The sequence below is a fragment of the Enterobacter sp. UPMP2060 genome (assembly GCF_053709655.1).
Genome location: NZ_JBSKJQ010000002.1, coordinates 130371 through 155761 on the forward strand (window position 1 = coordinate 130371; position 25391 = coordinate 155761).

Consider the following 25391-nt stretch of genomic DNA (forward strand, 5'->3'; position numbering starts at 1 on the left):
CACAATAAAAAGGCGGCCGATAAAGCCGCCTTTTTTTATTTCAATCACTTACTCAGCGCGTTCCTTTAACGGGAAGCGACGACGCACCAGCACAAAGAACAACGGCACGAAGTAAATGGCCAGGATGGTTGCCGAAATCATGCCGCCCATCACCCCCGTCCCGACGGCATGCTGGCTGCTGGAGCCTGCACCCGTACTGGTTGCCATCGGCAGTACGCCAAAGACAAACGCCAGCGACGTCATCAGGATCGGGCGTAAGCGCTGACGGCAGGCGTGCAGCGTGGCGGCCATCAGCTCGTGGCCTTTGGCATTCATCTCGTTGGCAAATTCAACGATCAGAATGGCGTTTTTCGCCGATAGCCCAATCACGGTGAGCAGACCCACCTGGAAGTAAACATCGTTCTCGAGGCCGCGCATCCAGGTCGCCAGCAGCGCACCGATGACGCCAAGCGGCACGACCAGCATGACCGAGAACGGTACCGACCAGCTTTCATACAGTGCGGCTAGGCAGAGGAAGACCACCAGCAGAGAGAGCGCGTAAAGTGCGGGAGCCTGTGCCCCGGAGAGACGCTCCTGGTAGGACATGGCCGTCCACTCCAGACCAAAACCGGCGGGCAGCTGCTGGACCAGTTTTTCCATGGTATCCATAGCGGTACCGGTACTGACGCCCGGCGCAGCTTCCCCGACGATTTCAACCGCAGAGTAGCCGTTATAGCGCTCCAGACGCGGCGAACCGCTCTCCCAGTGCGAGGTGGCAAACGCGGAGAACGGCACCATGCCGCCAGCGTTATTCCTGACAAACCAGCGGTTTATATCATCCGGCAGCATGCGGAACGGCGCGGCGGACTGGACATACACTTTTTTCACGCGGCCGCGATCCATAAAGTCATTCACATAGCTCGAGCCCCACGCCGTTTGCAGGGTGTCGTTGATATCGTTGATCGAGACGCCCAGCGCCTGCGCCTTACGCTGATCGATATCCACCTGCAGCTGCGGGCTGTCGTCAAGACCGTTATGGCGAACGCGGGTCAGGTCAGGATCGTTGCCCGCCAGCGCTAACAGCTTATCGCGTGCCGCCATCAGCGCCGTGTGGCCCGCACCGGCGTGATCCTGCAGCTCCATATCAAACCCGGCGGAACTGCCCAGACCGCTTATCGCCGGCGGGCTGCTGGCGAAGACGCGCGCCTCTTTAATATGCGCAAAGGCTTTGGTCGCACGTTCAATAATGGCAAATGACGTTCCCGTTCGGGTATCGCGCTCGTCCCAGTCCTTCAGGCGGACGAACATGCGGGCGACGTTCTGCCCGTTTCCGCCTGGGCCAGAGCCCACGGTGGAGAAGACCGACACAACGTTATCTTTCTCTTTGGTGAAGAAGTACTGCTCCACTTTCTGGACCACTTTCAGCGTCTGCTGCTGCGTTGCGCCGCTCGGGAGCTGCACCGAGGTGGTGAACATGCCGCGGTCTTCCATCGGCAGAAAAGAGGTGGGGAGATGCATAAACAGCCAGACCATGCCGCCCAGCAGCACAACGTAAATCATCATCCAGCGCAGGCTGCGATGGAGCACGCCACCGACGGCAGATTCATACCGCGCGGCATTGCGGTTGAACATCCGGTTAAACCAGCCGAAGAACCCTTTTTGCCCGTGCTGCTCCCCTTTGTGCAGCGGTTTCAGAATGGTGGCGCACAGCGCGGGGGTGAGGATCAGCGCCACCAGCACGGAGAGCACCATCGCCGAGACGATGGTTATCGAGAACTGACGGTAAATCGCCCCGGTGGTGCCGCCAAAGAAGGCCATCGGGATAAAGACGGCCGACAGCACCATCGCGATACCGACCAGCGCCCCCTGAATTTGCCCCATGGATTTGCGCGTCGCCTGGCGCGGGGAGAGTCCTTCTTCGCTCATGATGCGTTCGACGTTTTCAACCACCACGATGGCATCATCCACCAGAAGGCCAATCGCCAGCACCATCGCAAACATCGTCAGGGTATTAATGCTGTACCCGAACGCGTAAAGCACCGCAAAGGTCCCCAGCAGCACCACGGGAACGGCAATGGTTGGGATCAGCGTCGCGCGGAAGTTTTGCAGGAACAGATACATCACCAGGAACACCAGCGCGATGGCTTCCAGCAGGGTCTTCACCACGTCCTCGATCGACGCTTTAACGAAGGAGGTGGTTTCGTAGGCGACTTTGTACTCCAGCCCGTGCGGGAAATACTGTGAAAGCTCGTCCAGACGGTCCAGCACCAGTTTCGCCGTGGCCATTTCGTTTGCGCCCGAGGCAAGCTTTATCCCCAGACCGGAGGCCTGATTGCCGTTAAAGCGGCTCAGGTAGTCATATTTTTCCGCCCCCATTTCCACCGTGGCGACATCGCCCAGACGCACTTCCGACCCATCCTGATTCACGCGCAGGGTGATGTTGCGGAACTGGTCCGGCGTCTGCAGCAGGGATTGCGAATTGATAGTGGCGTTCAGGGCCTGCTTATCGACGGACGGCGTTCCCCCCAGCTGCCCCACCGCAATCTGGGCGTTCTGGGCCTTGATGGCATTCGTCACGTCGGTTGCCGTCATCTGGACGCTGTTCAGCTTGTTGGGATCGAGCCAGATGCGCATAGAGTATTGTGAGCCATAGGCGTCGATATCCCCGACGCCGTTGATACGGCTGATGGGATCCTGAATATTACTGGCGACGTAGTCCGCAATGTCCTGTTTATCCATCGAGCCATCTGTCGAGACAAACGCGATGGTTAAAATGTTGGTATCACCGGTTTTACGCACGGTCACGCCCTGATTCTGCACCGCCTGGGGCAGCTTGCGCATGGCCGACTGCAGCTGGTTTTGCACCTGCTGCACCGCTTCGTCCGGGTCCGTGCCCGCCTTAAAGCTCAGGGTAACCGTCGCCTGGCCCGTGGCGCTACTTTGTGAGGACATGTACATCAGGTTATCCAGACCCGTCATGTTCTGCTCGATAACCTGCGTCACGGTGTTTTCCAGCGTTTGTGCGGAAGCGCCGGGGTAGTTTGCCGTTACGCGCACGTTAGGCGGTGCCAGATCGGGGTATTGCTCAACAGGAAGTGAAGTAATCGCCAGGACACCTGTCAGACACAACAGGATGGCAAGCACCCAGGCAAAAATGGGGCGATCGATGAAAAAATTCGCCATGAAAGAGTGACCTCGTTTTGCTGCACGTCATTATTGTTTATTGCCCGCATAACTTTAGCGGTAAGGCCCAGGCCAAACGTGGAGAAATAAAGGAGATAATGTAAATTATCATGCGCTTTTTCCCGCGCGTCCTCCTTTACCGTTATTTACCCGTTAACGGCGCGGGCGCCGGGAACGTCACGCTGACCAGCGTGCCGCCGTTTTGCGGCTGCGAGAAGTGCAGCATTCCTCCGAGCCGTTGCGCGCGTTCGCGCATAATGTTCAGGCCGTAATGGCCCGGCGGCTCGCTGGCTTCGCCAATCCCGATGCCGTTATCGCGAATGCTGACGCTGTGCGTACCGTCCACGGCGGTCACGCAGCTGACGGTGATCTCGCTGGCCTGCGCGTGCTTAATGGCGTTCAGCACGGCCTCACGCACGATCTGCAGCAAATGCACCTGCTTTTGCGCGTCCAGCGCCAGCGAGGAGAGGCGGCAGTCGAGATGCAGCTTCGCCTGCGTCTGGCTCTGCAGGACGTCGAGGGACTCCTGCAGCGCCGCGGGTAAGTTCGCGTGGTTCAGCGTCAGGCGGAAGGTGGTAAGCAGCTCGCGCAGCTGCTGCCAGGCATTGTTCAGCTCGCGGGAGAAGTCGGTGATGATGGTCTGCGCCGGGGTATTTTCCTCGGGCACGGCGCGTTTGAGCAGCGCAAGCTGAATGCGCAGATACGACAGCACCTGCGCCAGCGAATCGTGCAGCTCGCGTGCAATGGTGGCGCGCTCTTCCATCAGCAGCAGCTGCTGGTAATGTTTTTGCGCCTGGTTAAAGTACAGCCCGCGCCCGAGCATGGTCGCCACGCTTCTCATCAGCGGAAGGGGGACGCTGTCCGTCTCGCTTTGCCAGCGCAGCTCGCCGTAAAGGGTGTCCTGCATCAGTACCGGCAGGTGCTGCAGAGGAATGCCATGTGACTCCGTCCCTTCAGACAGCCGCCAGTCGTCGCTGGTGCGCAGTTCGAGATAATTCATCTGCGTATAGTCATGGACAATCTGCAGGATATGCCGAAAGCAGTGGCTGTCTATCTGGCCGGTATTCAGCGCCTGAGAGCATTTGAACAGCATGTCGAGCTGCTGGTGGGCTTCATGCAGATGCCGAGTCTTTTCCGCGACCGAGGCTTCGAGCGAACGGTAGAGCGTAGCCAGCTCGGCGGACATGTGGTTGAAGGCGCGGGAGAGTTGGCCCAGCTCGTTCGGCAGGGCGGTATCCGGCGCCGGGGTTGCAAATTCCCCTCGCTCAATCCGTTCGCTGGCCGCCACCAGATTGTTAAGCGGCAACACCACCTGGCGACGGATGCGTCGCAGGGTAAATAGCGTCAGGAGCAGGATCCCGAGGGCGCCCGCCAGCGAGAGCAGGGTCACCGTCTGAATTTTATGTTCGGTGTAGTGCTGGAGGGCGAGCACAAAGGCATCAATGCGGCCAACAAAATCCTCAATGTGGGTTTGATACCACGCGCTGTCGCCGCGGGCGATGTGTGCATCCATCTCCAGCCAGGCCACGTGCAGCTGCTGGTAGCGCGCTTTAACATTGTCCGGGACGTACCAGCGGTTCAGCTTCTGCAGGGCAGGCGCGCTCAGCGTCCGTTGCCAGCTGTCGCGATGCGCGGCAAGGGCAGGGCTGTTGCGCTGCATCTCGTAGCCCAGACGATAGCTCTGCATGCGCAGCGAACCCGCGATATTAATGGCTTCGGCGTCACGCTGGCTGCTGGCTAGCGTCAGCAGCGCGACGGTACTTGTCAGCACCGATAAGGCAATTATCGAAAAGAAAGCCCAGGCAAGGCTTCCGGAAACGGGTCGTTTAACGGTCACAGAACGGCTCTCTGAATAAAATTGATCTGCTACAGGTTCACTGTAAATAATTCGGCATTCCGGGCATTTGAACATTGCCCGATCGCGCCGTGATGCGTAAATACCATATTCATACAAAGAATAAGGTTATTGAACCAAAAACAGGTGTGGTTATGAATCGTTTTATTATGGCTAACAGCCAGCAGTGCATCGGGTGTCGCGCCTGCGAAGTGGCCTGCGTGATGGCGCACAACGATGAGCAGCACGTCCTGAGCGAGCGCCATTTTCATCCCCGCATTACGGTCCTGAGGTCCGGCGAGAAGAGTAGCCCCGTCACCTGCCATCACTGTGAAAATGCGCCCTGCGCGCAAAGCTGTCCGAACGGCGCCATCAGCAAATGCGATGACAGCGTACAGGTGAATCAACAAAAATGCATCGGCTGTAAGGCCTGCGTGGTGGCCTGCCCGTTTGGCACGATGGAGATTATCGTCACCCCGCTCGACAGCGGCGGCGTGAAGGCCTCGGCGAATAAATGCGATCTCTGTCTGACGCGGCCACACGGCCCGGCCTGTATCGAAAATTGCCCGGCAGATGTCCTCTCACTGGCGACGCCTGCTGTCCTTGATACTCTGGCGAAATCGCGCCGCCAGCGCACGGCCTGCCTGGAGGCGCAGCCCTGGCACGCGGAAGCCGTCAGAGAAGACGCTTCGCGCACCAAACTGCATCAGATGCAAACAACCCCGCCACGCGGCGAGCCCGACAAGCTGGCTGCCGCAGAACGCGTGAGCCATTTTAACGAAATTTACCTGCCGTTCCGGGACGAGCAGGCCGCCCGCGAGGCGTCGCGCTGCCTGAAATGCGGAGAGCACAGCATTTGCGAATGGACCTGCCCGCTGCATAACCACATCCCGCAGTGGATCGAGCGTATCAACGCGGGCGATATCGCCGGCGCGGTCGAGCTTTCACATCAGACCAACTGTTTACCTGAAATTACCGGCCGCGTCTGTCCGCAGGACCGATTATGCGAGGGTGCCTGCACAATACGTGAAGAGGCGGGATCCGTGACCATCGGTAACATTGAGCGCTATATCTCCGATCGGGCGCTGGCGATGGGCTGGCGGCCGGATATGTCCGCCGTCACGCCGACAGGTAAACGTGTTGCGATCGTCGGCGCGGGCCCCGCCGGGCTGGCGTGCGCCGACGTGCTGGCGCGCAGCGGCGCGAGTGTGACGGTCTATGACCGGCATCCGGAAATTGGCGGATTGCTGACCTTTGGCATCCCGGCATTCAAGCTGGACAAATCGCTGCTCGCGCGGCGCAGAGAGATATTTACCGCGATGGGGATCCGCTTCGAGCTGAACTGCGAGGTGGGCCAGGACGTGTCGATGTCGCAGTTAAAGCACGAGTACGACGTCCTGTTTATTGGCGTGGGAACCTACCGCTCGATGAAGGCGGGTATCCCGCATGAAGACGCGCCTGGGGTTTATGACGCGCTGCCTTTCCTTGTAGGTAACACGCGCCACGTTATGGGGCTGGAGTCGACGGCCAGCGAACCGTTTATCGATACCCAGGGCTTAAACGTGGTGGTGCTTGGCGGGGGCGATACCGCGATGGACTGCGTCCGCACCGCGTTACGCCACGGTGCGGCAAAGGTGACCTGCGCCTATCGTCGGGATGAGGCCAATATGCCTGGCTCGAAGAAAGAGGTGAAGAACGCCCGAGAAGAGGGTGCGGCGTTTGAATTTAACGTCCAGCCGGTTGAGCTGACGCTGGATCCGAACGGTAAGATCAACGGTATCCGGATGCTGCGTACCGAGCTCGGTGAACCGGACGCGCAGGGACGGCGTCGACCGGTTCCCGTGGCGGGCAGCGAGTTCGTGATGGCGGCTGATGCGGTCATCATGGCGTTTGGTTTTAACCCGCACGCGATGCCGTGGCTGCAGGCGCAGGGTGTCGAAACGGACGACCGGGGGCGGATCGTTGCCTCCGTCGAGAGCCGCTACCGTTACCAGACGACTAACCCACAAATCTTCGCCGGGGGCGATGCGGTACGCGGCGCGGATCTGGTGGTGACCGCAATGGCGGAAGGGCGACATGCGGCGCAGGGGATACTGGACTGGCTTGGGATTAACGCCCTAAAACATCATTAAACCGGCGGGCGACAAAGCGGGATTCACGGCGTAGTATAGGACGACTCATTGTGTTGTGGAGCCCGTATGACCCTGAAAATTGACGTTATCAAAGACAAAATTCTCTCTGAAAACTACTTTGTCCTGCGTAACATCACCTATGACCTTACGCGTAACAACGGTGAGGTGATCCGCCACAAGCGCGAGGTCTACGACCGCGGCAACGGGGCAACCATTCTGCTCTATAACCGTGAAAAGCAGAGCGTGGTGCTGATCCGTCAGTTCAGGGTGGCGACATGGGTTAATGGCAACCCTGACGGACGTCTGATTGAAACCTGCGCGGGCCTGCTCGATGATGATGAGCCGGAAGTTTGTATCCGCAAAGAGGCCGTGGAAGAGACCGGCTTCGAAGTGGGCGAGGTCAAAAAGGTCTTCGAGCTGTTTATGTCGCCGGGCGGCGTAACGGAAATTGTGCATTTCTTCATTGCGGAATACAGCGACGCGCAGCGCACTCACCGCGGCGGTGGCGTGGAGGATGAAGATATCGAAGTGCTGGAGCTTCCCTTTACCCGGGCGCTGGAGATGATGCGTTCAGGCGAAATCAGGGATGGTAAAGCGGTGATATTACTGCAGTATTTACAGACAACCGGGCTGATGAACACCACTTTCGAACGGATATAGCCTGTTTTTCGGGTATATCTGATAAATCCGATTGAGCAACCCCGGCGGGAACACGAAGATACTGCCCAGTTAAGCGTTTTCGTTCCGGGATTGTGTCATTCATGCGCTACAGCGTCTTTTTGTTTTACCTGTTTTGTGTGCTCCTCGCGCCGCAGGTGCGGGCTGCACCTGCCCAGCAAGCCTTCTCCGACTGGCAGGTAACCTGCAATAACCAGAATTTTTGCCTCGCACGCAACACGGGTGAACACCGTGGTCTGGTCATGACGCTCACCCGTAGCGCCGGGGCGAAAACGGACGCCACGCTGCGTATCGATCTCGGCGGCCTTGATACGCCCTCGGTAAAAGAGCCAGAGATTGCCCCCCGGCTGCTGCTGGATAACGTTCCCCTGAAGCTGGACAAACAGCGCTGGCAGCTCACGCCCTGGCATCTTAAAACGGACGATGCGGCCACCATCACCGCCTTTCTGAAAAACATCCAGGAAGGGAAGGCTCTGACCCTGCGCGACGGTAAGCAGGTTATTTCACTGACCGGGCTTAAGGCCGCGCTGCTGTTCATTGATGCGCAGCAAAAGCGCGTCGGCAGTGAAACCGCGTGGATCAAGAAAGGTGACGATCCGCCGTTAAGCGTTCCGCCTGCTCCTGCCCTTAAAAAGGTGGCGGTCGTCAACCCGACCCCGACGCCGCTCTCCCACGCCGAACTGAACGACCTGCTGGATTATGGCACCGGGCGGATGAACACCAGCCAGTGCTCGCTGGATCCTAACCGCCGGGAAGTACGCGTCACCGCGTTAACCGATGACAAAGCGCTGCTGATCGTCAGCTGCGAGGCGGGGGCCTATAACACGGTCGATCTGGCGTGGCTGGTATCGCGTAAAAAACCGTTCACCGCGCGCAGCGTCAGGCTGCGTCTGCCGTTTACGCCGTCAGGCGACGGGAGCGAAATGGAGTTGATGAACGCCAGCTTCGATGAAAAGACGCGCGAGCTGACAACGCTCGCGCTGGGGCGCGGTTTGGGCGATTGCGGGATCCAGACGCGCTGGCGTTTTGACGGCCAGCGCTTCCGCCTGGTGCGCTACGCCGAGGAGCCCAGCTGCGACAACTGGAACGGGCCAGATGCCTGGCCCACGCTGTGGATCACGCGGTAAAACACTACAGTACGCTCAGCGCCTTCTCCACCACGTTCTCAACGGTAAAGCCGAAGTACGGGAACAGCTTATCGGCAGGGGCGGACTCGCCGTAGCCCCGCATGCCGACAATCGCCCCTTTGAGCCCGACATATTTGTACCAGTAGTCGGCAATGCCGGCTTCCACCGCTACGCGAGCCGCGACGCTGGACGGCAGGACCGATTCCCGGTACGCCTCGTCCTGGGCGTCAAAAATATCCGTTGAGGGCAGGGACACCACGCGCACCGCGTGACCTTCGGCAGTCAGTTTCTCCGCCGCTTTCACCGTGATTTCCACCTCGGACCCGGTCGCAATCAGGATCACGTCCGGCTTGCCGCCGCTGTCCTTCAGGATGTAGCCGCCGCGGGCGATGTTTTTCACCTGCTCCGGGGTTCGCTCAATCTGCGCCAGGTTCTGGCGTGACAGGATCAGTGCCGTTGGGCCATTGTGGCGTTCTACCGCCAGCTTCCAGCCCACAGCCGCTTCGACCTGATCGCACGGACGCCAGGTGCTGAAGTTCGGCGTCAGACGCAGGCTTGCCAGCTGTTCAACCGCCTGGTGCGTAGGCCCGTCTTCCCCCAGCCCGATGGAGTCATGGGTGTAAACCATAATCTGCCGCGCCTTCATCAGTGCCGCCATGCGCGCCGCGTTGCGGGCGTACTCGACGAACATCAGGAAGGTGGCGGTGTACGGCACAAACCCGCCGTGATGGGCGATGCCGTTGGCAATGGCGGTCATCCCAAACTCGCGCACGCCGTAGTGGATGTAGTTCCCGGCAATGTCCTCTTTCAGCGATTTTGAGCCCGACCAGATAGTCAGGTTACTGGGCGCCAGATCCGCCGAGCCGCCGAGCAGTTCGGGCAGAAGAGGGCCGATTGCGTTCAGGGTATTTTGCGACGCCTTGCGGGTGGCGATTTTCGCCGGGTTGGACTGCAGGTTTTCAATCAGCGCCTGGGTTCTATCGTCCCAGTCCTCCGGCAGGCCACCGCTCATGCGGCGGGAAAACTCGGCGGCGAGATCCGGGTGCGCTTTTTTGTAGGCGGCAAACTTCTCGTTCCAGGACTGCTGGGCCTTTTCACCCGTCTCACGGGCATCCCAGGCTCTGTAGATCTCTTTCGGGATCTCAAACGGTGGATGTTTCCACCCCAGCTTTTGCCGGGTCAGCGCGATTTCCTCCTCGCCCAGCGCCGCGCCGTGCGCCTCCTCTTTGCCCGCCTTATTCGGCGAGCCGAAGCCGATGACCGTACGGCAGATAATCAGGGACGGTTTATCCTTCACGCTCTGCGCTTCCTGAATCGCTTTTTTCACCGCCTCAGGATCGTGGCCGTCGATCTCGTGCACCACGTGCCAGTGGTAGGCTTCAAAGCGTTTTGCCGTGTCGTCGGTAAACCAGCCTTCGGTCTCCCCGTCGATGGAGATGCCGTTGTGATCGTAGAAGCCAATCAGCTTGCCGAGCCCCAGCGTGCCCGCCAGGGAGCAGACCTCATGGGAAATCCCCTCCATCAGGCAGCCGTCACCCATAAACACGTAGGTGTAGTGGTCGACAATCTCGCGGTCCGGCTGGTTAAACTGTGCCGCCAGCGTGCGTTCAGCAATCGCCAGCCCGACCGCATTGGCCAGCCCCTGACCGAGTGGTCCGGTCGTCGTTTCCACCCCCGGGGTATAGCCAATTTCCGGGTGCCCCGGCGTTTTGGAGTGCAGCTGGCGGAAGTTTTTCAGCTCCTCAAGCGGCAGATCGTAGCCGGAAAGGTGCAGCAGGCTGTAGAGCAGCATTGAGGCGTGACCGTTGGAGAGAATAAAGCGGTCGCGATCGTACCAGGTCGGGTCATTGGGGTTGTGCTTCAGAAAGTCGTTCCACAGCACTTCGGCAATATCAGCCATGCCCATCGGCGCGCCGGGGTGGCCGGAATTGGCTTTTTGCACGGCATCCATGCTGAGGGCGCGAATGGCATTGGCTAGCTCTTTACGGGACATAGTTCACTCCGTGGCAAGGTTAAAGTTTGGCGGCGAGAAGATCTTCAAGTTTGCGCTGGTCGACGGCGAACTGGCGGATGCCGTCCGCCAGTTTTTCCACGGCCATGGCGTCCTGATTGTGCTCCCAACGGAACTCCGCTTCGGTCATGGCTTTCGGTTTTGGCAGAACGGTGGAGGTCGGCACCAGCTTGCGGATCACCGTTTCTTCTTTGTCCTGTAGCTCCTGAAGCAGGTTAGGGGAGATGGTCAGACGGTCGCAGCCTGCCAGGGCGAGGATCTGCTCGGTACGGCGGAAGCTGGCCCCCATCACGATGGTTTCATAGCGGTGCTGTTTGTAGTAGTCGTAGATATTACGGACCGATTTCACGCCCGGATCCTCATCCACCACGTACGGATCCATCGGCTGTTTCGCCTGATACCAGTCGTAGATGCGCCCGACAAACGGCGAGACGAGGAACACGCCCGCTTCAGCGCAGGCGCGCGCCTGGGCAAACGAGAACAGCAGGGTCAGGTTGCAGTGGATGCCTTCTTTTTCCAGCACCTCTGCCGCACGGATGCCTTCCCAGGTGGAGGCCAGCTTGATCAGAATGCGTGATTTATCGATCCCCTGCTCCTCGTACAGTTCCACCAGGCGACGCGCCTTATTAATGCTCTTTTCTTTATCGAACGAGAGGCGGGCGTCGACTTCGGTCGAGACGCGGCCCGGGATGCTTTTAAGAATTTCCGCACCAAAATTAACCGCCAGCTTGTCGCTGGCTTCGGCGACCTGCTGCTCCTGCGTTTTCCCGCGCTGTTTACCGTAGGCAATGGCGTCATCAATCAGATGACTAAAATGGGCGAGCCCTGCAGCTTTGAGCAGTAGCGAAGGGTTAGTGGTCGCGTCCTCCGGCTGATAGTGGCGAATCGATTCGATATCGCCGCTGTCTGCAACCACGGTGGTGAATTTTTTGATGCCGTCTAGCTGGTTCATAAATAATTACTCCTTGGAAATAAAAGAGTTAGATGAGTGCGTTAGTTCACACTTCTGGAAAAATCATGATGGACTTAACAAAAAAGCATAGCAGACGGGGGAGGCATTGCTTTTGAGACGGGTAACATGGCTGTTATAAATTGATAACAATTTTTAATGTGTGATGGTGAGAGTTTGGCTGCCTTCAAAGTTTAGGAGGCGGCCTGAGGCGATACTAGGCGGCACACCAGGGTGTGCATCAGGATCGCTTACGTCACCCTTTTGACCGATACGTGAAAGGAAAAATAAGATGGATGAGCAGTTGAAACAGAGTGCCCTCGATTTTCACGAGTTCCCTGTCCCGGGCAAAATCCAGGTCTCCCCAACCAAGCCGCTGGCAACCCAGCGCGATCTGGCGCTGGCCTATTCGCCGGGCGTCGCAGCCCCGTGTCTGGAAATCGAAAAAGACCCGCTGGCGGCCTACAAATACACCGCGCGCGGCAACCTTGTCGCCGTGATCTCTAACGGCACGGCGGTGCTGGGGCTGGGCAACATCGGCGCGCTGGCCGGTAAGCCGGTGATGGAAGGGAAGGGGGTACTGTTCAAGAAATTCGCCGGTATCGACGTGTTCGATATCGAGGTGGATGAACTCGATCCTGACAAATTCATCAACGTGGTGGCCGCGCTGGAGCCGACATTCGGCGGGATCAACCTGGAAGACATCAAAGCGCCGGAATGTTTCTATATCGAGCAGAAGCTGCGCGAGCGTATGAACATTCCCGTGTTCCATGATGACCAGCACGGAACCGCGATTATCAGCACCGCCGCGATCCTCAACGGCCTGCGCGTGGTAGAGAAAAATCTCTCCGACGTGCGCATGGTGGTCTCTGGCGCAGGCGCCGCGGCCATCGCCTGTATGAACCTGCTGGTGGCGCTGGGTATGCAGAAACACAACATTGTGGTCTGCGACTCCAAGGGCGTTATCTATAAAGACCGCGAGCCGAACATGGCGGAAACCAAAGCGGCGTACGCGGTCGACGACGACGGTAAGCGCACCCTGGACGACGTGATCGACGGCGCGGATATCTTCCTCGGCTGCTCGGGTCCGAAAGTACTAACCCAGGAGATGGTGAAGAAGATGGCGCGTGCGCCAATGATCCTGGCCCTGGCGAACCCGGAACCGGAAATCCTGCCGCCGCTGGCGAAAGCGGTGCGCGAAGACGCCATCATCTGTACCGGCCGTTCGGACTACCCGAACCAGGTCAACAACGTGCTCTGCTTCCCGTTCATCTTCCGCGGTGCGCTGGACGTCGGCGCAACGGCGATCAACGAAGAGATGAAGCTTGCCGCCGTTCACGCCATCGCGGAGCTGGCGCACGCCGAGCAGAGCGAAGTGGTTGCGTCCGCGTACGGCGATCAGGATCTGAGCTTTGGTCCGGACTACATCATTCCAAAACCGTTCGACCCGCGTCTGATTGTTAAGATTGCACCAGCGGTGGCCAAAGCGGCGATGGACTCCGGCGTGGCGATGCGTCCGATTCATGATTTTGACGCGTACGTCGATAAGCTCACCGAGTTTGTCTATAAAACGAACCTGTTCATGAAGCCGATCTTCTCCCAGGCGCGCGCCGACGCGAAGCGCGTGGTGCTGGCGGAAGGGGAAGAGGCGCGCGTGCTGCACGCCACCCAGGAGCTGATCACCTTAGGCCTGGCGAAGCCGATCCTGATTGGTCGTCCGAGCGTGATTGAAATGCGTATCCAGAAGCTGGGCCTGCAGATTAAGCCGGGCGTCGACTTCGAGATCGTTAACAACGAATCCGATCCGCGCTTCAAAGAGTACTGGAGCGAATACTACGCGATCATGAAGCGCCGGGGGATCACCCAGGAACAGGCGCAGAAAGCGGTGATCAGCAACACGACGGTGATCGGCGCGATCATGGTGCATCGCGGCGAGGCGGATGCGCTGATCTGCGGCACAATTGGCGATTACCACGAGCACTTCAGCGTGGTGCAGGAGATCTTCGGCTATCGCGACGGCGTCCATACCGCCGGGGCGATGAACGCGCTGCTGCTGCCAAGCGGCAACACCTTTATTGCGGACACCTACGTTAACGACGATCCGACCCCGGACGAGCTGGCGGAAATCACGGTGATGGCCGCCGAGACCGTGCGTCGCTTTGGTATCGAGCCGAAGGTGGCGCTGCTGTCGCACTCTAACTTTGGTTCGTCTAAATCCGCGGCGGCCTGCAAAATGCGTCAGACGCTGGAGCTGGTGCGCGAGCGTGCGCCGGAGCTGATGATTGACGGGGAAATGCACGGCGATGCCGCGCTGGTGGAAAGCATCCGTAACGAACGTATGCCGGACAGCCCGCTGAAGGGATCGGCCAACATTCTGATTATGCCGAACGTGGAAGCGGCGCGTATCAGCTATAACCTGCTGCGCGTCTCCAGCTCTGAAGGGGTGACCGTAGGGCCGGTACTGATGGGCGTGGCGAAACCGGTGCACGTGTTAACGCCGATTGCCTCTGTGCGTCGTATCGTGAATATGGTGGCGCTGGCGGTGGTTGAGGCGCAGACGCAGCCGCTGTAATTTTTACCCTCTCCCAAAGGGAGAGGGCATAAGGGCTACACCCAGTCCCGAACCTGAATAAACTCACGCAAGGCAGCCTCCGGGCTGCCTTCTTTTGGCTCGTAGCAGTACTCCCAGCGCACCAGCGGCGGCATCGACATCAGAATCGACTCCGTGCGCCCCCCGGTCTGCAGACCGAACAGCGTCCCGCGATCCCACACCAGATTGAACTCCACGTAGCGCCCGCGGCGGTAAAGCTGGAACTCGCGCTCGCGCACGCCGTAGTCGGTATTTTTACGGCGCTCGACGATGGGCAGATAAGCGTCGGTATACCCTTCGCCTACCGCGCGCATAAAGCTGAACGCGGTATCAAAATCAGGCGCGTTGAGATCGTCAAAGAACAGCCCGCCGATGCCGCGCTGCTCGTCGCGGTGCTTCAGGTAAAAGTAGTCATCGCACCACTTTTTAAATTTCGGGTAGACGTCTTCGCCAAACGGTAGGCAAAGATCCCGCGCGGTGGTGTGCCAGTGCACGGCATCTTCTTCGAAGCCGTAGTATGGCGTTAAATCGAAACCGCCGCCGAACCACCAGACCGGGTCGGCGCCCGGTTTTTCCGCAATGAAAAAGCGCACGTTGGCGTGGCTCGTCGGCACGAACGGGTTGTGCGGGTGCACTACCAGCGAAACGCCCATCGCCTCGAAGCTACGGCCCGCCAGTTCAGGACGATGCGCCGTCGCAGATGCGGGCATGGCGTCGCCGTGAACGTGGGAAAAATTCACGCCTGCCTGTTCGAAGATGCCGCCGTTTCGCAGCACGCGGCTGCGCCCGCCGCCTCCGGCCTCGCGCTGCCAGTTATCTTCCTGAAATTCACCGCCGTCTGCGGCAGCCAGTTTCTGGCAGATCTCATCCTGCAGCTGCAGCAGGAAGGTTTTGACCAGTTGAGCATCGGGTTTCATCAACGTTTCCTGGAGTGCGCTTTTTGGTTATCGAACCAGTTGAAGTAACTGATAATGCCGGAGGCGATAGCGTTGGCGATCTTCTGACGAAACGCCGTGGTGCCGAGGAGCCGCTCTTCTTCCGGGTTGGTAATAAAGGACGTTTCCACCAGCACGGACGGGATGGACGGCGATTTCAGGACCACGAACGCCGCCTGCTCGGTGCCTTTGCTGTGCAGACGATGCACCGGCTTAATCTTCTTCAGAATATGCGAGCCGAGCGTCAGGCTGTTTTTAATCGTATCCGTCTGCACGAGGTCGAACAGCACCTGCTGTAGCAGATGATCTTTGTCGGTGGCTTTTTTCCCGGCGACTTCATCCGCGCGGTTTTCGCGGTCGGAGAGGTATTTTGCCATGGCGCTACTGGCGCCACGGTTAGAGAGTGCAAACACCGAGGCGCCGGCCGCAGAAGGGTTGGTAAAGCCGTCGGCGTGAATCGACATAAACAGATCTGCACCGTGCTGGTGGGCGATCTCAACGCGGTCATACAGCGGAATAAAGGTGTCGCCAGAGCGCGTCAGACGGGCGTCAATGCCGTTGCTGCGTAAAATTGCGCGCACATTTTTTGCAATTGCCAGCACGACGTGTTTTTCTTTTGACCCGTTTTTGCCGATGGCGCCGGTATCAATACCGCCGTGGCCCGGGTCGAGCATTACCAGACGCTTCGCGCCCGGCTTTTTGGTTTTCGGTTTGCTGTGTCCGTTACTGGTTTTGAGCGTGCTCTCGTCTTTCGCCTGAGCCTGCTTTGCGATGCCCGTTAACGTTAAGGCCGCCAGCCCCGCTTTGAGAACCTGACGACGCGATGTGAGTGCTTTTAATGGTTTGAATGTGCTCATGCGGCCTGAATACTAAAAAATGGGGTCCTGGTGTTATATCGTATCGTGTTTCCCGTTACGACAGTCCATGTTGAGAATTGTTTTACTTTTCATTTCAATACGTGACAAAGTGACATTATGCCAAATTTTGGCGAGATTTTCCCCGGTTATTGGCGAAAGGCGAGCTTCGCGCCATAATCACTGTTTTTAAACCCGAAAAGGCGGTTAATACCATGGAGATACGCGTTTTTCGCCAGGAAGATTTCGAAGAGGTGATCACCCTTTGGGAGCGCTGCGATCTGCTGCGTCCGTGGAACGATCCGGAAATGGATATCGAACGTAAGGTGAATCACGACGTCAGTCTGTTTCTGGTCGCGGAAGTCAATGGCGAGGTTGTGGGCACGGTCATGGGCGGTTACGACGGCCACCGCGGCTCGGCCTATTATCTGGGCGTCCACCCGGAATACCGTGGCCGCGGCATTGCCAATGCGCTGCTGAACCGGCTCGAGAAGAAGCTGATTGCCCGCGGCTGCCCGAAAATCCAGATCATGGTGCGGGAAGATAACGACGTGGTGCTGGGCATGTATGAGCGTCTGGGTTATGAACACGCTGACGTGCTGACTCTGGGCAAGCGTTTGATTGAAGATGAAGAGTACTGAGATCCATCCGGCTGACTATGACGCGCAGGGCCGCGTCAGGCTGCCCTTTTTATTCTGGTGCGTTCTGCTGCTCCAGGCCCGAACCTGGGTGCTGTTTGTGATGGCCGCCGCGTCTCGCGGGCAGGGCGACACGCTGCTGAATCTCTTTTATCCCGATCACGACGCCTTCTGGCTCGGCTTACTGCCGGGCGTACCGGCGGTGGTCGCTTTTTTGTGCAGCGGACGACGGCATGCGATCCCACGTTTCTGGCGCGCGCTTCGCTGGCTGCTGATCCTCGCCCAGGTTACGCTGCTCTTCTGGCTGCCGGTACTCTGGTGGTACGGTGAACCGCCGACGGGCACCGGCGTTGCGCTGGTGGTTGCCGATATTGTGGCGCTGCTGTGGCTGCTGACCAACCCGCGTCTTCGCGCCTGTTTTGCGCATCAGGATGATTAATCCGGCACTTTTTGCCGATGTCGCACTCCAACAAGCGTTGATTTAACAAGAAAGGACGTTTCAATGAAATCGCTGCGTTTACTTTTATGCGCTCTCCCGCTGGCGTTGACCGGCTGTTCGACGCTCTCCTCCATTAACTGGTCCGCCGCGTATCCGTGGAACTGGTTTGGCTCATCAACGGAAGTGACCGAGCAGGGCGTGGGGAAAATTACCGCCGCGACGTCGCTGGATCAGGACGCCATTCAGGATGCGCTCAGCAGCGATTACCGCCTGCGAAGCGGCATGAAAACGGAGAATGGCAATATTGTTCGCTATTACGAAGCGCTGAAGGGCGACAAGCTGGCGCTGGTGATTAACGGTGACAAAGGCACCGTAAACCGTATCGCTGTAATGGATGACGATATTCCGACGGCGAGCGGTGTGAAGGTGGGTACGCCGTTCAGCGACCTTTATAAGCAGGCCTTTGGCAACTGCACCAGCCTGCCGTCTGACGACAAGGTCGCGGTGGAATGTAAGGCTGAAGGCAGCCAGCACATCAGCTATGTCTTCACCGGAACCTGGAGCGGCCCAGAAGGTCTGATGCCGTCTGACGACACGCTCAGGAGCTGGAAAGTGAGCAAAATATTCTGGAAGCAGTAATTTGCGCCTGAACAAACCGCCTCGCTGAAATCCGGGTATAATAGCCGCCATCAATGCCACGCTGACGTGGCATCTTTATTTCAGGAGGAGCGATGTCTCAGGTTCAGAGTGGCATTTTGCCAGAACATTGCCGCGCGGCGATTTGGATCGAAGCCAATGTTAAAGGGGACGTGGATGCCCTGCGTGCGGCCAGTAAAGCGTTTGTTGATAAGCTGGCCACCTTCCAGGCCAAATTCCCGGAAGCGCACCTCGGCGCCGTTGTTGCCTTTGGCAATAACGTCTGGCGTCAGCTGAGCGGTGGCGAAGGGGCGGAAGAGCTAAAAGACTTCATCCCTTACGGCAAAGGTCTGGCTCCGGCAACCCAGTACGACGTGCTGATCCACATTCTCTCCCTGCGTCACGACGTGAACTTCTCCGTTGCCCAGGCGGCAGTAGCGGCCTTTGGCGACAGCATTGAGGTGCAGGAAGAGGTTCACGGCTTCCGCTGGGTGGAAGAGCGCGATCTGAGCGGCTTCGTCGACGGCACCGAAAACCCGGCGGGTGAAGAGACGCGTCGTGAAGTCGCGGTAATCAAAGACGGCGTGGACGCGGGCGGCAGCTACGTGTTCGTGCAGCGCTGGGAGCACAACCTCAAGCAGCTTAACCGCATGAGCGTGCACGACCAGGAGATGATGATTGGCCGCACTAAAGAAGCCAACGAAGAGATCGACGGCGACGACCGTCCTGTGACCTCTCATCTGACCCGCGTTGACCTGAAAGAAGACGGTAAAGGGCTGAAGATTGTTCGCCAGAGCCTGCCGTACGGCACGGCAAGCGGCACGCACGGCCTCTACTTCTGCGCGTACTGCGCGCGGCTGTATAACATTGAGCAGCAGCTGCTGAGCATGTTCGGCGATACCGACGGCAAGCGCGACGCCATGCTGCGCTTCACCAAACCGGTGACCGGCGGCTACTACTTTGCGCCGTCCGTTGAGCGTCTGCTGGCGCTGTAATGTCCTTTCTCCCTCTCCCTGTGGGAGAGGGCCGGGGTGAGGGCATCAGGCCTCCCCCTTATTCCCTTTTCTGCTTCTAAATCACCAAACGGTATATAAAACCGTTACTCCTTTCATCCCCGTTATAAATATTATGACTATAAGATAGTCATCACATTTATAAGGGTGCGCAATGGCCGTTACTGTACTGAAAAAAGGAACTCTGGCGCTGGCAGGTTTACTGCTGGTGGCACAGGCGCAGGCGATTGAACTGTTAAACAGTTCGTATGACGTCTCCCGCGAGCTGTTTGCCGCCCTTAATCCACCGTTTGAACAGCAGTGGGCGAAAGACAATAACGGCGACAAGCTGACCATCAAGCAGTCCCACGCCGGGTCGTCCAAGCAGGCGCTGGCGATTTTGCAGGGCCTGAAAGCGGATGTGGTGACCTACAACCAGGTGACTGACGTGCAGATCCTGCACGACAAAGGCAAGCTGATCCCGGCAGACTGGCAGAGCCGATTGCCGAACAACAGCTCCCCGTTCTATTCCACCATGGGCTTCCTGGTGCGTAAGGGTAACCCGAAGAATATCCATGACTGGAGCGACCTGGTGCGTTCCGATGTGAAGCTGATTTTCCCGAATCCAAAAACTTCCGGTAACGCGCGTTATACCTATTTAGCCGCGTGGGGCGCGGCGGACAAGGCTGACGGTAACGATAAAGCCAAAACTGAGCAGTTCATGACCCAGTTCCTGAAAAACGTCGAAGTGTTTGATACCGGCGGCCGCGGGGCGACAACGACCTTCGCGGAACGCGGTCTTGGCGATGTTCTGATCAGCTTTGAATCGGAAGTGAATAACATCCGCAAACAGTACGAAGCGCAGGGCTTCGAGGTCGTTATCCCGAAAACCAACATCCTGGCCGAGTTCCCGGTGGCGTGGGTGGATAAAAACGTGCAGGCGAACGGTACCGAGAAAGCGGCAAAAGCCTATCTCAACTACCTGTACAGCCCGCAGGCGCAGACCATCATTACCGATTACTACTACCGCGTGAATAACCCGGACGTAATGAACAAGCTGAAAGATAAGTTCCCGCAGACCGATTTGTTCCGCGTGGAAGATCATTTCGGCTCCTGGCCTGATGTGATGAAAACGCATTTTGCCAGCGGCGGTGAGTTAGACAAACTGCTGGCGGCGGGGCATAAGTAATGTTTGCAGTTTCGACAAAACGCGTGCTGCCGGGTTTTACCTTAAGCCTCGGGACCAGCCTGCTGTTCGTCTGCCTGATCCTGCTGTTGCCGCTCAGCGCGTTGGTGATGCAGCTTGCTCAGATGAGCTGGGCGCAATACTGGGACGTGGTCACCAACCCGCAGGTGGTGGCGGCCTATAAGGTGACGCTGCTGTCGGCGTTTGTTGCCTCCATTTTTAACGGCGTGTTTGGCCTGCTGATGGCGTGGATCTTAACCCGCTATCGCTTCCCGGGCCGCACGCTGCTTGACGCCCTGATGGATCTGCCGTTTGCGCTGCCGACGGCGGTGGCAGGCTTAACCCTCGCGTCGCTCTTCTCCGTGAACGGGCTGTACGGCGAGTGGCTGGCGAAATTTGACATCAAAGTGACCTATACCTGGCTCGGTATCGCGGTGGCGATGGCCTTTACCAGCATCCCGTTTGTGGTCCGTACCGTGCAGCCGGTGCTGGAAGAGTTGGGTCCGGAATACGAAGAAGCGGCGGAAACGCTGGGCGCCACGCGCTGGCAGAGCTTCCGCAAGGTGGTTCTGCCGGAGCTCTCTCCGGCGCTGATGGCGGGCGTCGCGCTGTCGTTTACCCGCAGCCTCGGTGAGTTCGGCGCGGTGATTTTTATCGCCGGGAACATCGCCTGGAAAACAGAAGTCACCTCGCTGATGATTTTCATCCGTTTGCAGGAGTTTGATTATCCGGCGGCGAGCGCGATTGCCTCGGTGATCCTGGCGGCCTCGCTGCTGCTGCTGTACTCGATTAACACTCTGCAAAGTCGCTTTGGTCGACGTGTGGTAGGTCACTGATGGCGGAAGTTACGCAATTGAAGCGATACGATGCACCCCGCATTAACTGGGGTAAATGGTTTCTGATTGGGGCGGGCGTGCTGGTTTCCGCCCTCATTCTCGTCGTGCCGACGGTTTATATCTTCGTTCAGGCATTCAGCAAGGGCCTGATGCCCGCGCTGGAAAACCTGGCGAACCCGGATATGCTGCATGCCATCTGGCTGACCGTGCTGATTGCGCTGATCACCGTGCCGGTGAACCTCGTGTTCGGGACCCTGCTGGCCTGGCTGGTAACCCGCTTTAACTTCCCGGGACGTCAGCTGCTGCTGACCCTGCTGGACATTCCTTTCGCCGTATCGCCGGTGGTGGCGGGTCTGGTGTACCTGCTCTTTTACGGCTCCAACGGCCCGTTGGGCGGCTGGCTGGACGAGCATAACCTGCAGATCATGTTCGCCTGGCCGGGCATGGTGCTGGTCACCATCTTCGTGACCTGTCCGTTTGTGGTGCGTGAGCTGGTGCCGGTGATGTTAAGTCAGGGGAGCAACGAAGACGAAGCGGCGGTGCTGCTGGGCGCTTCCGGCTGGCAGATGTTCCGTCGCGTGACGCTGCCGAATATCCGCTGGGCGCTGCTTTACGGCGTGGTGCTGACCAACGCCCGCGCGATTGGTGAGTTCGGTGCCGTTTCCGTCGTCTCCGGCTCCATCCGGGGTGAAACCCTGTCGCTGCCGCTACAGATTGAGCTGCTGCAGCAGGACTACAACACCATCGGCTCGTTTACTGCCGCAGCGTTGCTGACGCTGATGGCCATCTTGACCCTGTTTTTGAAGAGTGTGGTGCAGTGGCGTTTAGAAAATCAGGAAAAACGCCAGCATCAGGAGGGAAATCATGAGCATTGAGATTGCCAATATTAAGAAGTCTTTTGGTCGCACCCAGGTGCTGAATGATATCTCGCTGGATATCCCTTCCGGACAAATGGTGGCGCTGCTGGGGCCGTCCGGCTCGGGTAAAACCACGCTGCTGCGTATTATCGCCGGGCTTGAGCATCAGACCAGCGGGCACATCCGCTTCCACGGCACCGACGTGAGCCGTCTGCACGCCCGCGATCGTAAAGTAGGCTTTGTGTTCCAGCACTACGCGCTGTTCCGCCACATGACCGTGTTCGACAACATCGCGTTTGGCCTGACCGTGCTGCCGCGTCGCGAACGTCCGGATGCGGCAACCATTAAGGCGAAAGTGACCAAACTGCTGGAGATGGTGCAGCTGGCTCACCTGGCGGATCGTTTCCCGGCCCAGCTGTCCGGCGGACAGAAACAGCGCGTGGCGCTGGCGCGCGCGTTGGCCGTTGAGCCGCAAATTCTGCTGCTGGATGAACCCTTCGGCGCGCTGGATGCGCAGGTGCGTAAAGAGCTGCGCCGCTGGCTGCGCCAGCTGCATGAGGAGCTGAAATTCACCAGCGTCTTCGTGACCCACGATCAGGAAGAGGCGATGGAAGTTGCGGACCGTGTCGTCGTCATGAGCCAGGGCAACATTGAGCAGGTTGACGAGCCGGAGCAGCTCTGGCGTGAACCGGCGACCCGCTTCGTGCTGGAGTTTATGGGCGAGGTAAACCGTCTGCAGGGCACTATTCGCGGCGGACAGTTCCACGTTGGCGCGCATCGCTGGCCGCTGGGCTATACCTCCGCGCATCAGGGGCCGGTCGATCTGTTCCTGCGTCCGTGGGAAGTGGACGTGAGCCGCCGAACCAGCCTGGATTCACCGCTGCCGGTGCAGGTGCTGGAAGCTAGCCCTAAAGGTCACTACACCCAATTGGTGGTACAGCCGCTGGGCTGGTATACCGAGCCGCTGACCGTGGTCATGCGCGACGACGTGCCGCCGCACCGGGGTGAGCGCCTGTTTGTTGGTTTGCAGCACGCCCGTATTTATCACGGGAAGGAGCGCATCGAGACGCGCGAGGATATTGCTCTGGCGGAGTCAGCCTGATAGGTTAGGATTACGTAGTTTTGCCGGGTGGCGCTGCGCTTACCCGGCCTACAATATGACGTCTGTAGGCCCGGTAAGCGAAGCGCCACCGGGCTTTTTATTGGACGGCGATCATGAATACATTAGAAAACACCATCGGCAACACTCCTCTGGTCAAGCTTCAGCGCATGGGGCCGGACAACGGCAGCGAAATCTGGGTCAAACTCGAAGGCAATAACCCGGCGGGCTCGGTGAAAGACCGCGCGGCGCTGTCGATGATTGTCCAGGCCGAAAAACGCGGAGAAATTAAGCCAGGCGACGTGCTGATTGAGGCCACTAGCGGCAACACCGGTATCGCCCTGGCGATGATCGCCGCGCTGAAAGGCTACCGCATGAAGCTGCTGATGCCGGACAACATGAGCCAGGAGCGCCGCGCCGCGATGCGTGCCTACGGGGCCGAGCTGATTCTGGTGACCAAAGAGCAGGGAATGGAAGGCGCGCGCGACTTAGCGCTGGAGATGGCCGGACGCGGTGAAGGTAAACTGCTGGATCAGTTCAACAATCCGGACAACCCGTACGCGCACTACACCACCACCGGCCCGGAAATCTGGCAGCAAACCGACGGGCGTATCACCCATTTTGTCTCTAGTATGGGCACCACCGGCACCATTACCGGGGTCTCGCGTTTTCTGCGCGAGCAGGAAAAAACCGTCACCATCGTTGGCCTCCAGCCGGAAGAGGGGAGCAGCATTCCGGGGATTCGCCGCTGGCCGGCGGAGTATATGCCCGGCATTTTTAATGCGCAGCTGGTGGAGCAGGTGCTGGATCTTCACCAGCGCGAGGCGGAAAATACCATGCGTGAGCTGGCCGTGCGCGAAGGTATCTTCTGCGGCGTCAGTTCGGGCGGCGCGGTAGCGGGTGCGATTCGGGTAGCGCAGGCAAACCCGGGGGCGGTAGTGGTGGCGATTATTTGCGATCGCGGCGATCGCTATCTGTCTACCGGCGTCTTTGGTGAAGAGAGTTATTCGCAGGGGGCGGGGATTTAAGCGTCATGGAGATGATTCTATTCCGGGATAACACCCGGGCGCAGCAAACCGACATTGTCGCCGTGCAGTCGCAGGTGGTTTACGGCAGCGTGGGGAACAGCATTGCGGTACCGAATATTCGTACCCACAGGCTGAACGTTACCGCCGTGCCGACGGTTCTGTTTAGCAACACGCCGCATTACGACACGTTTTATGGTGGGGTGATCCCCGACGAGTGGTTCAGCGGCTATCTTAAGGCACTGGAAGAGCGCGAGATCCTGCGCGAGCTTAAAGCGGTCACCACCGGCTATATGGGCAGCGCCAGCCAGATCGTCCTGCTGGCTCAATGGCTGAAGGCGGTCAAAGCGCAGCATCCTGACCTGCTGGTGCTGGTCGACCCGGTTATCGGCGATATCGACAGCGGTATGTACGTCAAGCCCGAGATCCCGCAGGCATATCGGGAACACCTGCTGCCGCTGGCGCAGGGGATCACACCAAACGTCTATGAGCTGGAGGTGTTAAGCGGCAAACCGTGCCGTACGCCGGAAAGCGCCATCGCGGCTGCGCAGGGACTGCTCTCCGATAGCCTGAAATGGGTGGCTATCACCAGCGCGCCGGTGGCCGATGACCCGGAAAACATCCACGTGGTGCTGGTGACGAATGAAGGCGTGACCGTCAGCGCGCATCCGCGCGTAGAAACCGATCTGAAAGGGACGGGCGACCTGTTCTGTTCAGAGCTGGTGAGCGGAATTGTTGAGGGGAAAACCGTTGCTGATGCCATTCGCATGGCCGGCGATCGGGTGACTGATGTGATGCTTTATACCCAGTCGAAAGGCTACGACGAGCTTATCCTACCGGCATAAACAAAAATGGCGCCCGAAGGCGCCATTTTTCTGTGCGGCAAGAATTACTTCTTGATGCGGATAACCGGGGTTTCACCCACGGTGACGCTGCCAGACAGTTTGATCAGTTCTTTGATTTCGTCCATGTTGGAGATAACAACCGGCGTCAGGGTAGACTTGGCTTTTTCTTCCAGCAGTGGCAGATCGAATTCAATTACCGGGTCGCCAACTTTAACACGCTGGCCTTCTTCCGCGATACGTTTGAAGCCTTCGCCTTTCAGTTCAACGGTGTCGATACCGAAGTGAACGAACAGTTCGATACCGCTATCAGATTCGATAGAGAACGCATGGTTGGTTTCAAAAATTTTACCGATGGTGCCGTCAACTGGAGCAACCATTTTGTTGCCAGTTGGTTTGATAGCAATGCCATCACCAACGATTTTCTCAGCAAACACTACATCCGGCACGTCTTCGATGTTGACGATCTCGCCGGAGAGCGGAGCAACAATCTCAATAGTTCCGGAGTCTTTCTTATCATCAGAAACCAGAGATTTCAGTTTATCGAACAAACCCATGATCTTCTCCTA

At 58.4% G+C, this 25391-nt stretch carries 21 protein-coding genes; 14 read left to right on the forward strand and 7 right to left on the reverse strand.

Translation table 11 applies throughout. From position 1 onward, the window contains the following. Nucleotides 1-48: 48 nt before the first annotated feature. Together acrD and narQ are read right to left on the reverse strand one after the other, a co-directional pair. Nucleotides 49-3162 carry a multidrug efflux RND transporter permease AcrD gene (gene acrD, locus ACWKXN_RS06040; RefSeq protein ID WP_454543474.1) on the reverse strand — a complete coding sequence of 1038 codons (3114 nt, stop codon included), beginning with the start codon at nt 3160-3162 and terminating at the stop codon, nt 49-51. A gap of 142 nt (nt 3163-3304) precedes the next feature. After that, nucleotides 3305-4999: a nitrate/nitrite two-component system sensor histidine kinase NarQ gene (gene narQ / locus ACWKXN_RS06045; RefSeq protein ID WP_454543475.1), complete on the reverse strand. Its 1695-nt coding sequence runs from the start codon at nt 4997-4999 to the stop codon at nt 3305-3307. A gap of 152 nt (nt 5000-5151) precedes the next feature. Between narQ and aegA the strand changes: the two genes are divergently transcribed. The 3 genes from aegA to ACWKXN_RS06060 all read left to right on the forward strand — a co-directional run bounded on the left by aegA (nt 5152) and on the right by ACWKXN_RS06060 (nt 8933). After that, on the forward strand, nt 5152-7128 hold the full coding sequence (aegA, locus tag ACWKXN_RS06050) for a formate-dependent uric acid utilization protein AegA (protein WP_454543476.1): 1977 nt from the start codon (nt 5152-5154) through the stop codon (nt 7126-7128). A 66-nt stretch (nt 7129-7194) separates the two neighbouring features. After that, the gene (gene nudK / locus ACWKXN_RS06055; protein ID WP_182071346.1) at nt 7195-7788 is read left to right on the forward strand and encodes a GDP-mannose pyrophosphatase NudK; all 594 of its coding nucleotides are present in this window, start codon (nt 7195-7197) and stop codon (nt 7786-7788) included. A gap of 101 nt (nt 7789-7889) precedes the next feature. Next, nucleotides 7890-8933: a DUF1176 domain-containing protein gene (locus ACWKXN_RS06060; protein ID WP_096150412.1), complete on the forward strand. Its 1044-nt coding sequence runs from the start codon at nt 7890-7892 to the stop codon at nt 8931-8933. A gap of 4 nt (nt 8934-8937) precedes the next feature. Here the strand turns inward: ACWKXN_RS06060 and tkt are convergent, their stop codons facing one another. After that, nucleotides 8938-10926 carry a transketolase gene (gene tkt, locus ACWKXN_RS06065; protein ID WP_454543477.1) on the reverse strand — a complete coding sequence of 663 codons (1989 nt, stop codon included), beginning with the start codon at nt 10924-10926 and terminating at the stop codon, nt 8938-8940. A 19-nt stretch (nt 10927-10945) separates the two neighbouring features. Next, complete coding sequence (gene tal, locus ACWKXN_RS06070) at nt 10946-11896, reverse strand: transaldolase (protein WP_033146157.1); 951 nt, start codon at nt 11894-11896, stop codon at nt 10946-10948. A gap of 289 nt (nt 11897-12185) precedes the next feature. Between tal and maeB the strand changes: the two genes are divergently transcribed. Continuing rightward, entirely contained in the window at nt 12186-14465 is a 2280-nt protein-coding gene (maeB, locus tag ACWKXN_RS06075) for an NADP-dependent oxaloacetate-decarboxylating malate dehydrogenase (protein WP_454543478.1), read from the forward strand. A 35-nt stretch (nt 14466-14500) separates the two neighbouring features. Here the strand turns inward: maeB and hemF are convergent, their stop codons facing one another. Both hemF and amiA read right to left on the reverse strand, forming a co-directional pair. Further along, complete coding sequence (gene hemF, locus ACWKXN_RS06080; protein WP_039263704.1) at nt 14501-15400, reverse strand: oxygen-dependent coproporphyrinogen oxidase; 900 nt, start codon at nt 15398-15400, stop codon at nt 14501-14503. Continuing rightward, nucleotides 15400-16275: an N-acetylmuramoyl-L-alanine amidase AmiA gene (gene amiA / locus ACWKXN_RS06085; protein ID WP_023308739.1), complete on the reverse strand. Its 876-nt coding sequence runs from the start codon at nt 16273-16275 to the stop codon at nt 15400-15402. The genes hemF and amiA overlap by 1 nt, the downstream gene beginning before the upstream one ends. A 212-nt stretch (nt 16276-16487) precedes the next feature. Between amiA and ACWKXN_RS06090 the strand changes: the two genes are divergently transcribed. The 10 genes from ACWKXN_RS06090 (at nt 16488) to pdxK (ending at nt 24825) form a co-directional block, all read left to right on the forward strand. After that, a complete protein-coding gene (locus ACWKXN_RS06090; protein ID WP_024907604.1) occupies nt 16488-16913 on the forward strand; it encodes a GNAT family acetyltransferase in 426 nt (141 codons plus the stop codon). Next, complete coding sequence (locus ACWKXN_RS06095) at nt 16900-17349, forward strand: DUF2919 domain-containing protein (protein WP_454543479.1); 450 nt, start codon at nt 16900-16902, stop codon at nt 17347-17349. Before ACWKXN_RS06090 ends, ACWKXN_RS06095 begins: the two co-directional genes overlap by 14 nt. Before the next feature lie 63 nt (nt 17350-17412). After that, nucleotides 17413-17988, forward strand: a complete 576-nt coding sequence (locus ACWKXN_RS06100; RefSeq protein ID WP_454543480.1) for an RpoE-regulated lipoprotein — start codon at nt 17413-17415, stop codon at nt 17986-17988. Between the two features lie 92 nt (nt 17989-18080). After that, entirely contained in the window at nt 18081-18980 is a 900-nt protein-coding gene (locus tag ACWKXN_RS06105; protein WP_039263701.1) for a Dyp-type peroxidase, read from the forward strand. A 172-nt stretch (nt 18981-19152) separates the two neighbouring features. Further along, on the forward strand, nt 19153-20166 hold the full coding sequence (locus ACWKXN_RS06110; protein ID WP_454543481.1) for a sulfate ABC transporter substrate-binding protein: 1014 nt from the start codon (nt 19153-19155) through the stop codon (nt 20164-20166). Further along, complete coding sequence (cysT, locus tag ACWKXN_RS06115; protein ID WP_004123378.1) at nt 20166-20999, forward strand: sulfate/thiosulfate ABC transporter permease CysT; 834 nt, start codon at nt 20166-20168, stop codon at nt 20997-20999. Before ACWKXN_RS06110 ends, cysT begins: the two co-directional genes overlap by 1 nt. Further along, nucleotides 20999-21874: a sulfate/thiosulfate ABC transporter permease CysW gene (gene cysW, locus ACWKXN_RS06120; protein WP_023308733.1), complete on the forward strand. Its 876-nt coding sequence runs from the start codon at nt 20999-21001 to the stop codon at nt 21872-21874. Before cysT ends, cysW begins: the two co-directional genes overlap by 1 nt. Further along, a complete protein-coding gene (gene cysA, locus ACWKXN_RS06125; RefSeq protein WP_008501607.1) occupies nt 21864-22958 on the forward strand; it encodes a sulfate/thiosulfate ABC transporter ATP-binding protein CysA in 1095 nt (364 codons plus the stop codon). The genes cysW and cysA overlap by 11 nt, the downstream gene beginning before the upstream one ends. Before the next feature lie 113 nt (nt 22959-23071). After that, nucleotides 23072-23983 (forward strand): cysteine synthase CysM, encoded by a 912-nt coding sequence (gene cysM, locus ACWKXN_RS06130; RefSeq protein ID WP_454543482.1) that lies wholly within the window; start codon nt 23072-23074, stop codon nt 23981-23983. A gap of 5 nt (nt 23984-23988) precedes the next feature. Continuing rightward, on the forward strand, nt 23989-24825 hold the full coding sequence (gene pdxK, locus ACWKXN_RS06135; RefSeq protein ID WP_023332955.1) for a pyridoxine/pyridoxal/pyridoxamine kinase: 837 nt from the start codon (nt 23989-23991) through the stop codon (nt 24823-24825). 44 nt (nt 24826-24869) lie between these two features. On the opposite strand, the gene crr is transcribed toward pdxK, so the two are convergent. Further along, on the reverse strand, nt 24870-25379 hold the full coding sequence (gene crr / locus ACWKXN_RS06140; RefSeq protein ID WP_003861316.1) for a PTS glucose transporter subunit IIA: 510 nt from the start codon (nt 25377-25379) through the stop codon (nt 24870-24872). Nucleotides 25380-25391: the final 12 nt, after the last annotated feature.

Excerpts from the sequence above, each read along its gene's own strand:
- crr (WP_003861316.1), bottom strand. The coding sequence starts at position 25,379 with ATGGGTTTGTTCGATAAACTGAAATCTCTGGTTTCTGATGATAAGAAA.
- hemF (WP_039263704.1), bottom strand. The coding sequence starts at position 15,400 with ATGAAACCCGATGCTCAACTGGTCAAAACCTTCCTGCTGCAGCTGCAG.
- nudK (WP_182071346.1), top strand. The coding sequence starts at position 7,195 with ATGACCCTGAAAATTGACGTTATCAAAGACAAAATTCTCTCTGAAAAC.
- cysM (WP_454543482.1), top strand. The coding sequence starts at position 23,072 with ATGAATACATTAGAAAACACCATCGGCAACACTCCTCTGGTCAAGCTT.
- ACWKXN_RS06095 (WP_454543479.1), top strand. The coding sequence starts at position 16,900 with ATGAAGAGTACTGAGATCCATCCGGCTGACTATGACGCGCAGGGCCGC.
- ACWKXN_RS06060 (WP_096150412.1), top strand. The coding sequence starts at position 7,890 with ATGCGCTACAGCGTCTTTTTGTTTTACCTGTTTTGTGTGCTCCTCGCG.
- ACWKXN_RS06105 (WP_039263701.1), top strand. The coding sequence starts at position 18,081 with ATGTCTCAGGTTCAGAGTGGCATTTTGCCAGAACATTGCCGCGCGGCG.
- ACWKXN_RS06100 (WP_454543480.1), top strand. The coding sequence starts at position 17,413 with ATGAAATCGCTGCGTTTACTTTTATGCGCTCTCCCGCTGGCGTTGACC.
- cysT (WP_004123378.1), top strand. The coding sequence starts at position 20,166 with ATGTTTGCAGTTTCGACAAAACGCGTGCTGCCGGGTTTTACCTTAAGC.
- maeB (WP_454543478.1), top strand. The coding sequence starts at position 12,186 with ATGGATGAGCAGTTGAAACAGAGTGCCCTCGATTTTCACGAGTTCCCT.
- cysA (WP_008501607.1), top strand. The coding sequence starts at position 21,864 with ATGAGCATTGAGATTGCCAATATTAAGAAGTCTTTTGGTCGCACCCAG.
- acrD (WP_454543474.1), bottom strand. The coding sequence starts at position 3,162 with ATGGCGAATTTTTTCATCGATCGCCCCATTTTTGCCTGGGTGCTTGCC.
- ACWKXN_RS06090 (WP_024907604.1), top strand. The coding sequence starts at position 16,488 with ATGGAGATACGCGTTTTTCGCCAGGAAGATTTCGAAGAGGTGATCACC.
- amiA (WP_023308739.1), bottom strand. The coding sequence starts at position 16,275 with ATGAGCACATTCAAACCATTAAAAGCACTCACATCGCGTCGTCAGGTT.
- pdxK (WP_023332955.1), top strand. The coding sequence starts at position 23,989 with ATGGAGATGATTCTATTCCGGGATAACACCCGGGCGCAGCAAACCGAC.
- cysW (WP_023308733.1), top strand. The coding sequence starts at position 20,999 with ATGGCGGAAGTTACGCAATTGAAGCGATACGATGCACCCCGCATTAAC.
- tkt (WP_454543477.1), bottom strand. The coding sequence starts at position 10,926 with ATGTCCCGTAAAGAGCTAGCCAATGCCATTCGCGCCCTCAGCATGGAT.
- ACWKXN_RS06110 (WP_454543481.1), top strand. The coding sequence starts at position 19,153 with ATGGCCGTTACTGTACTGAAAAAAGGAACTCTGGCGCTGGCAGGTTTA.
- aegA (WP_454543476.1), top strand. The coding sequence starts at position 5,152 with ATGAATCGTTTTATTATGGCTAACAGCCAGCAGTGCATCGGGTGTCGC.
- tal (WP_033146157.1), bottom strand. The coding sequence starts at position 11,896 with ATGAACCAGCTAGACGGCATCAAAAAATTCACCACCGTGGTTGCAGAC.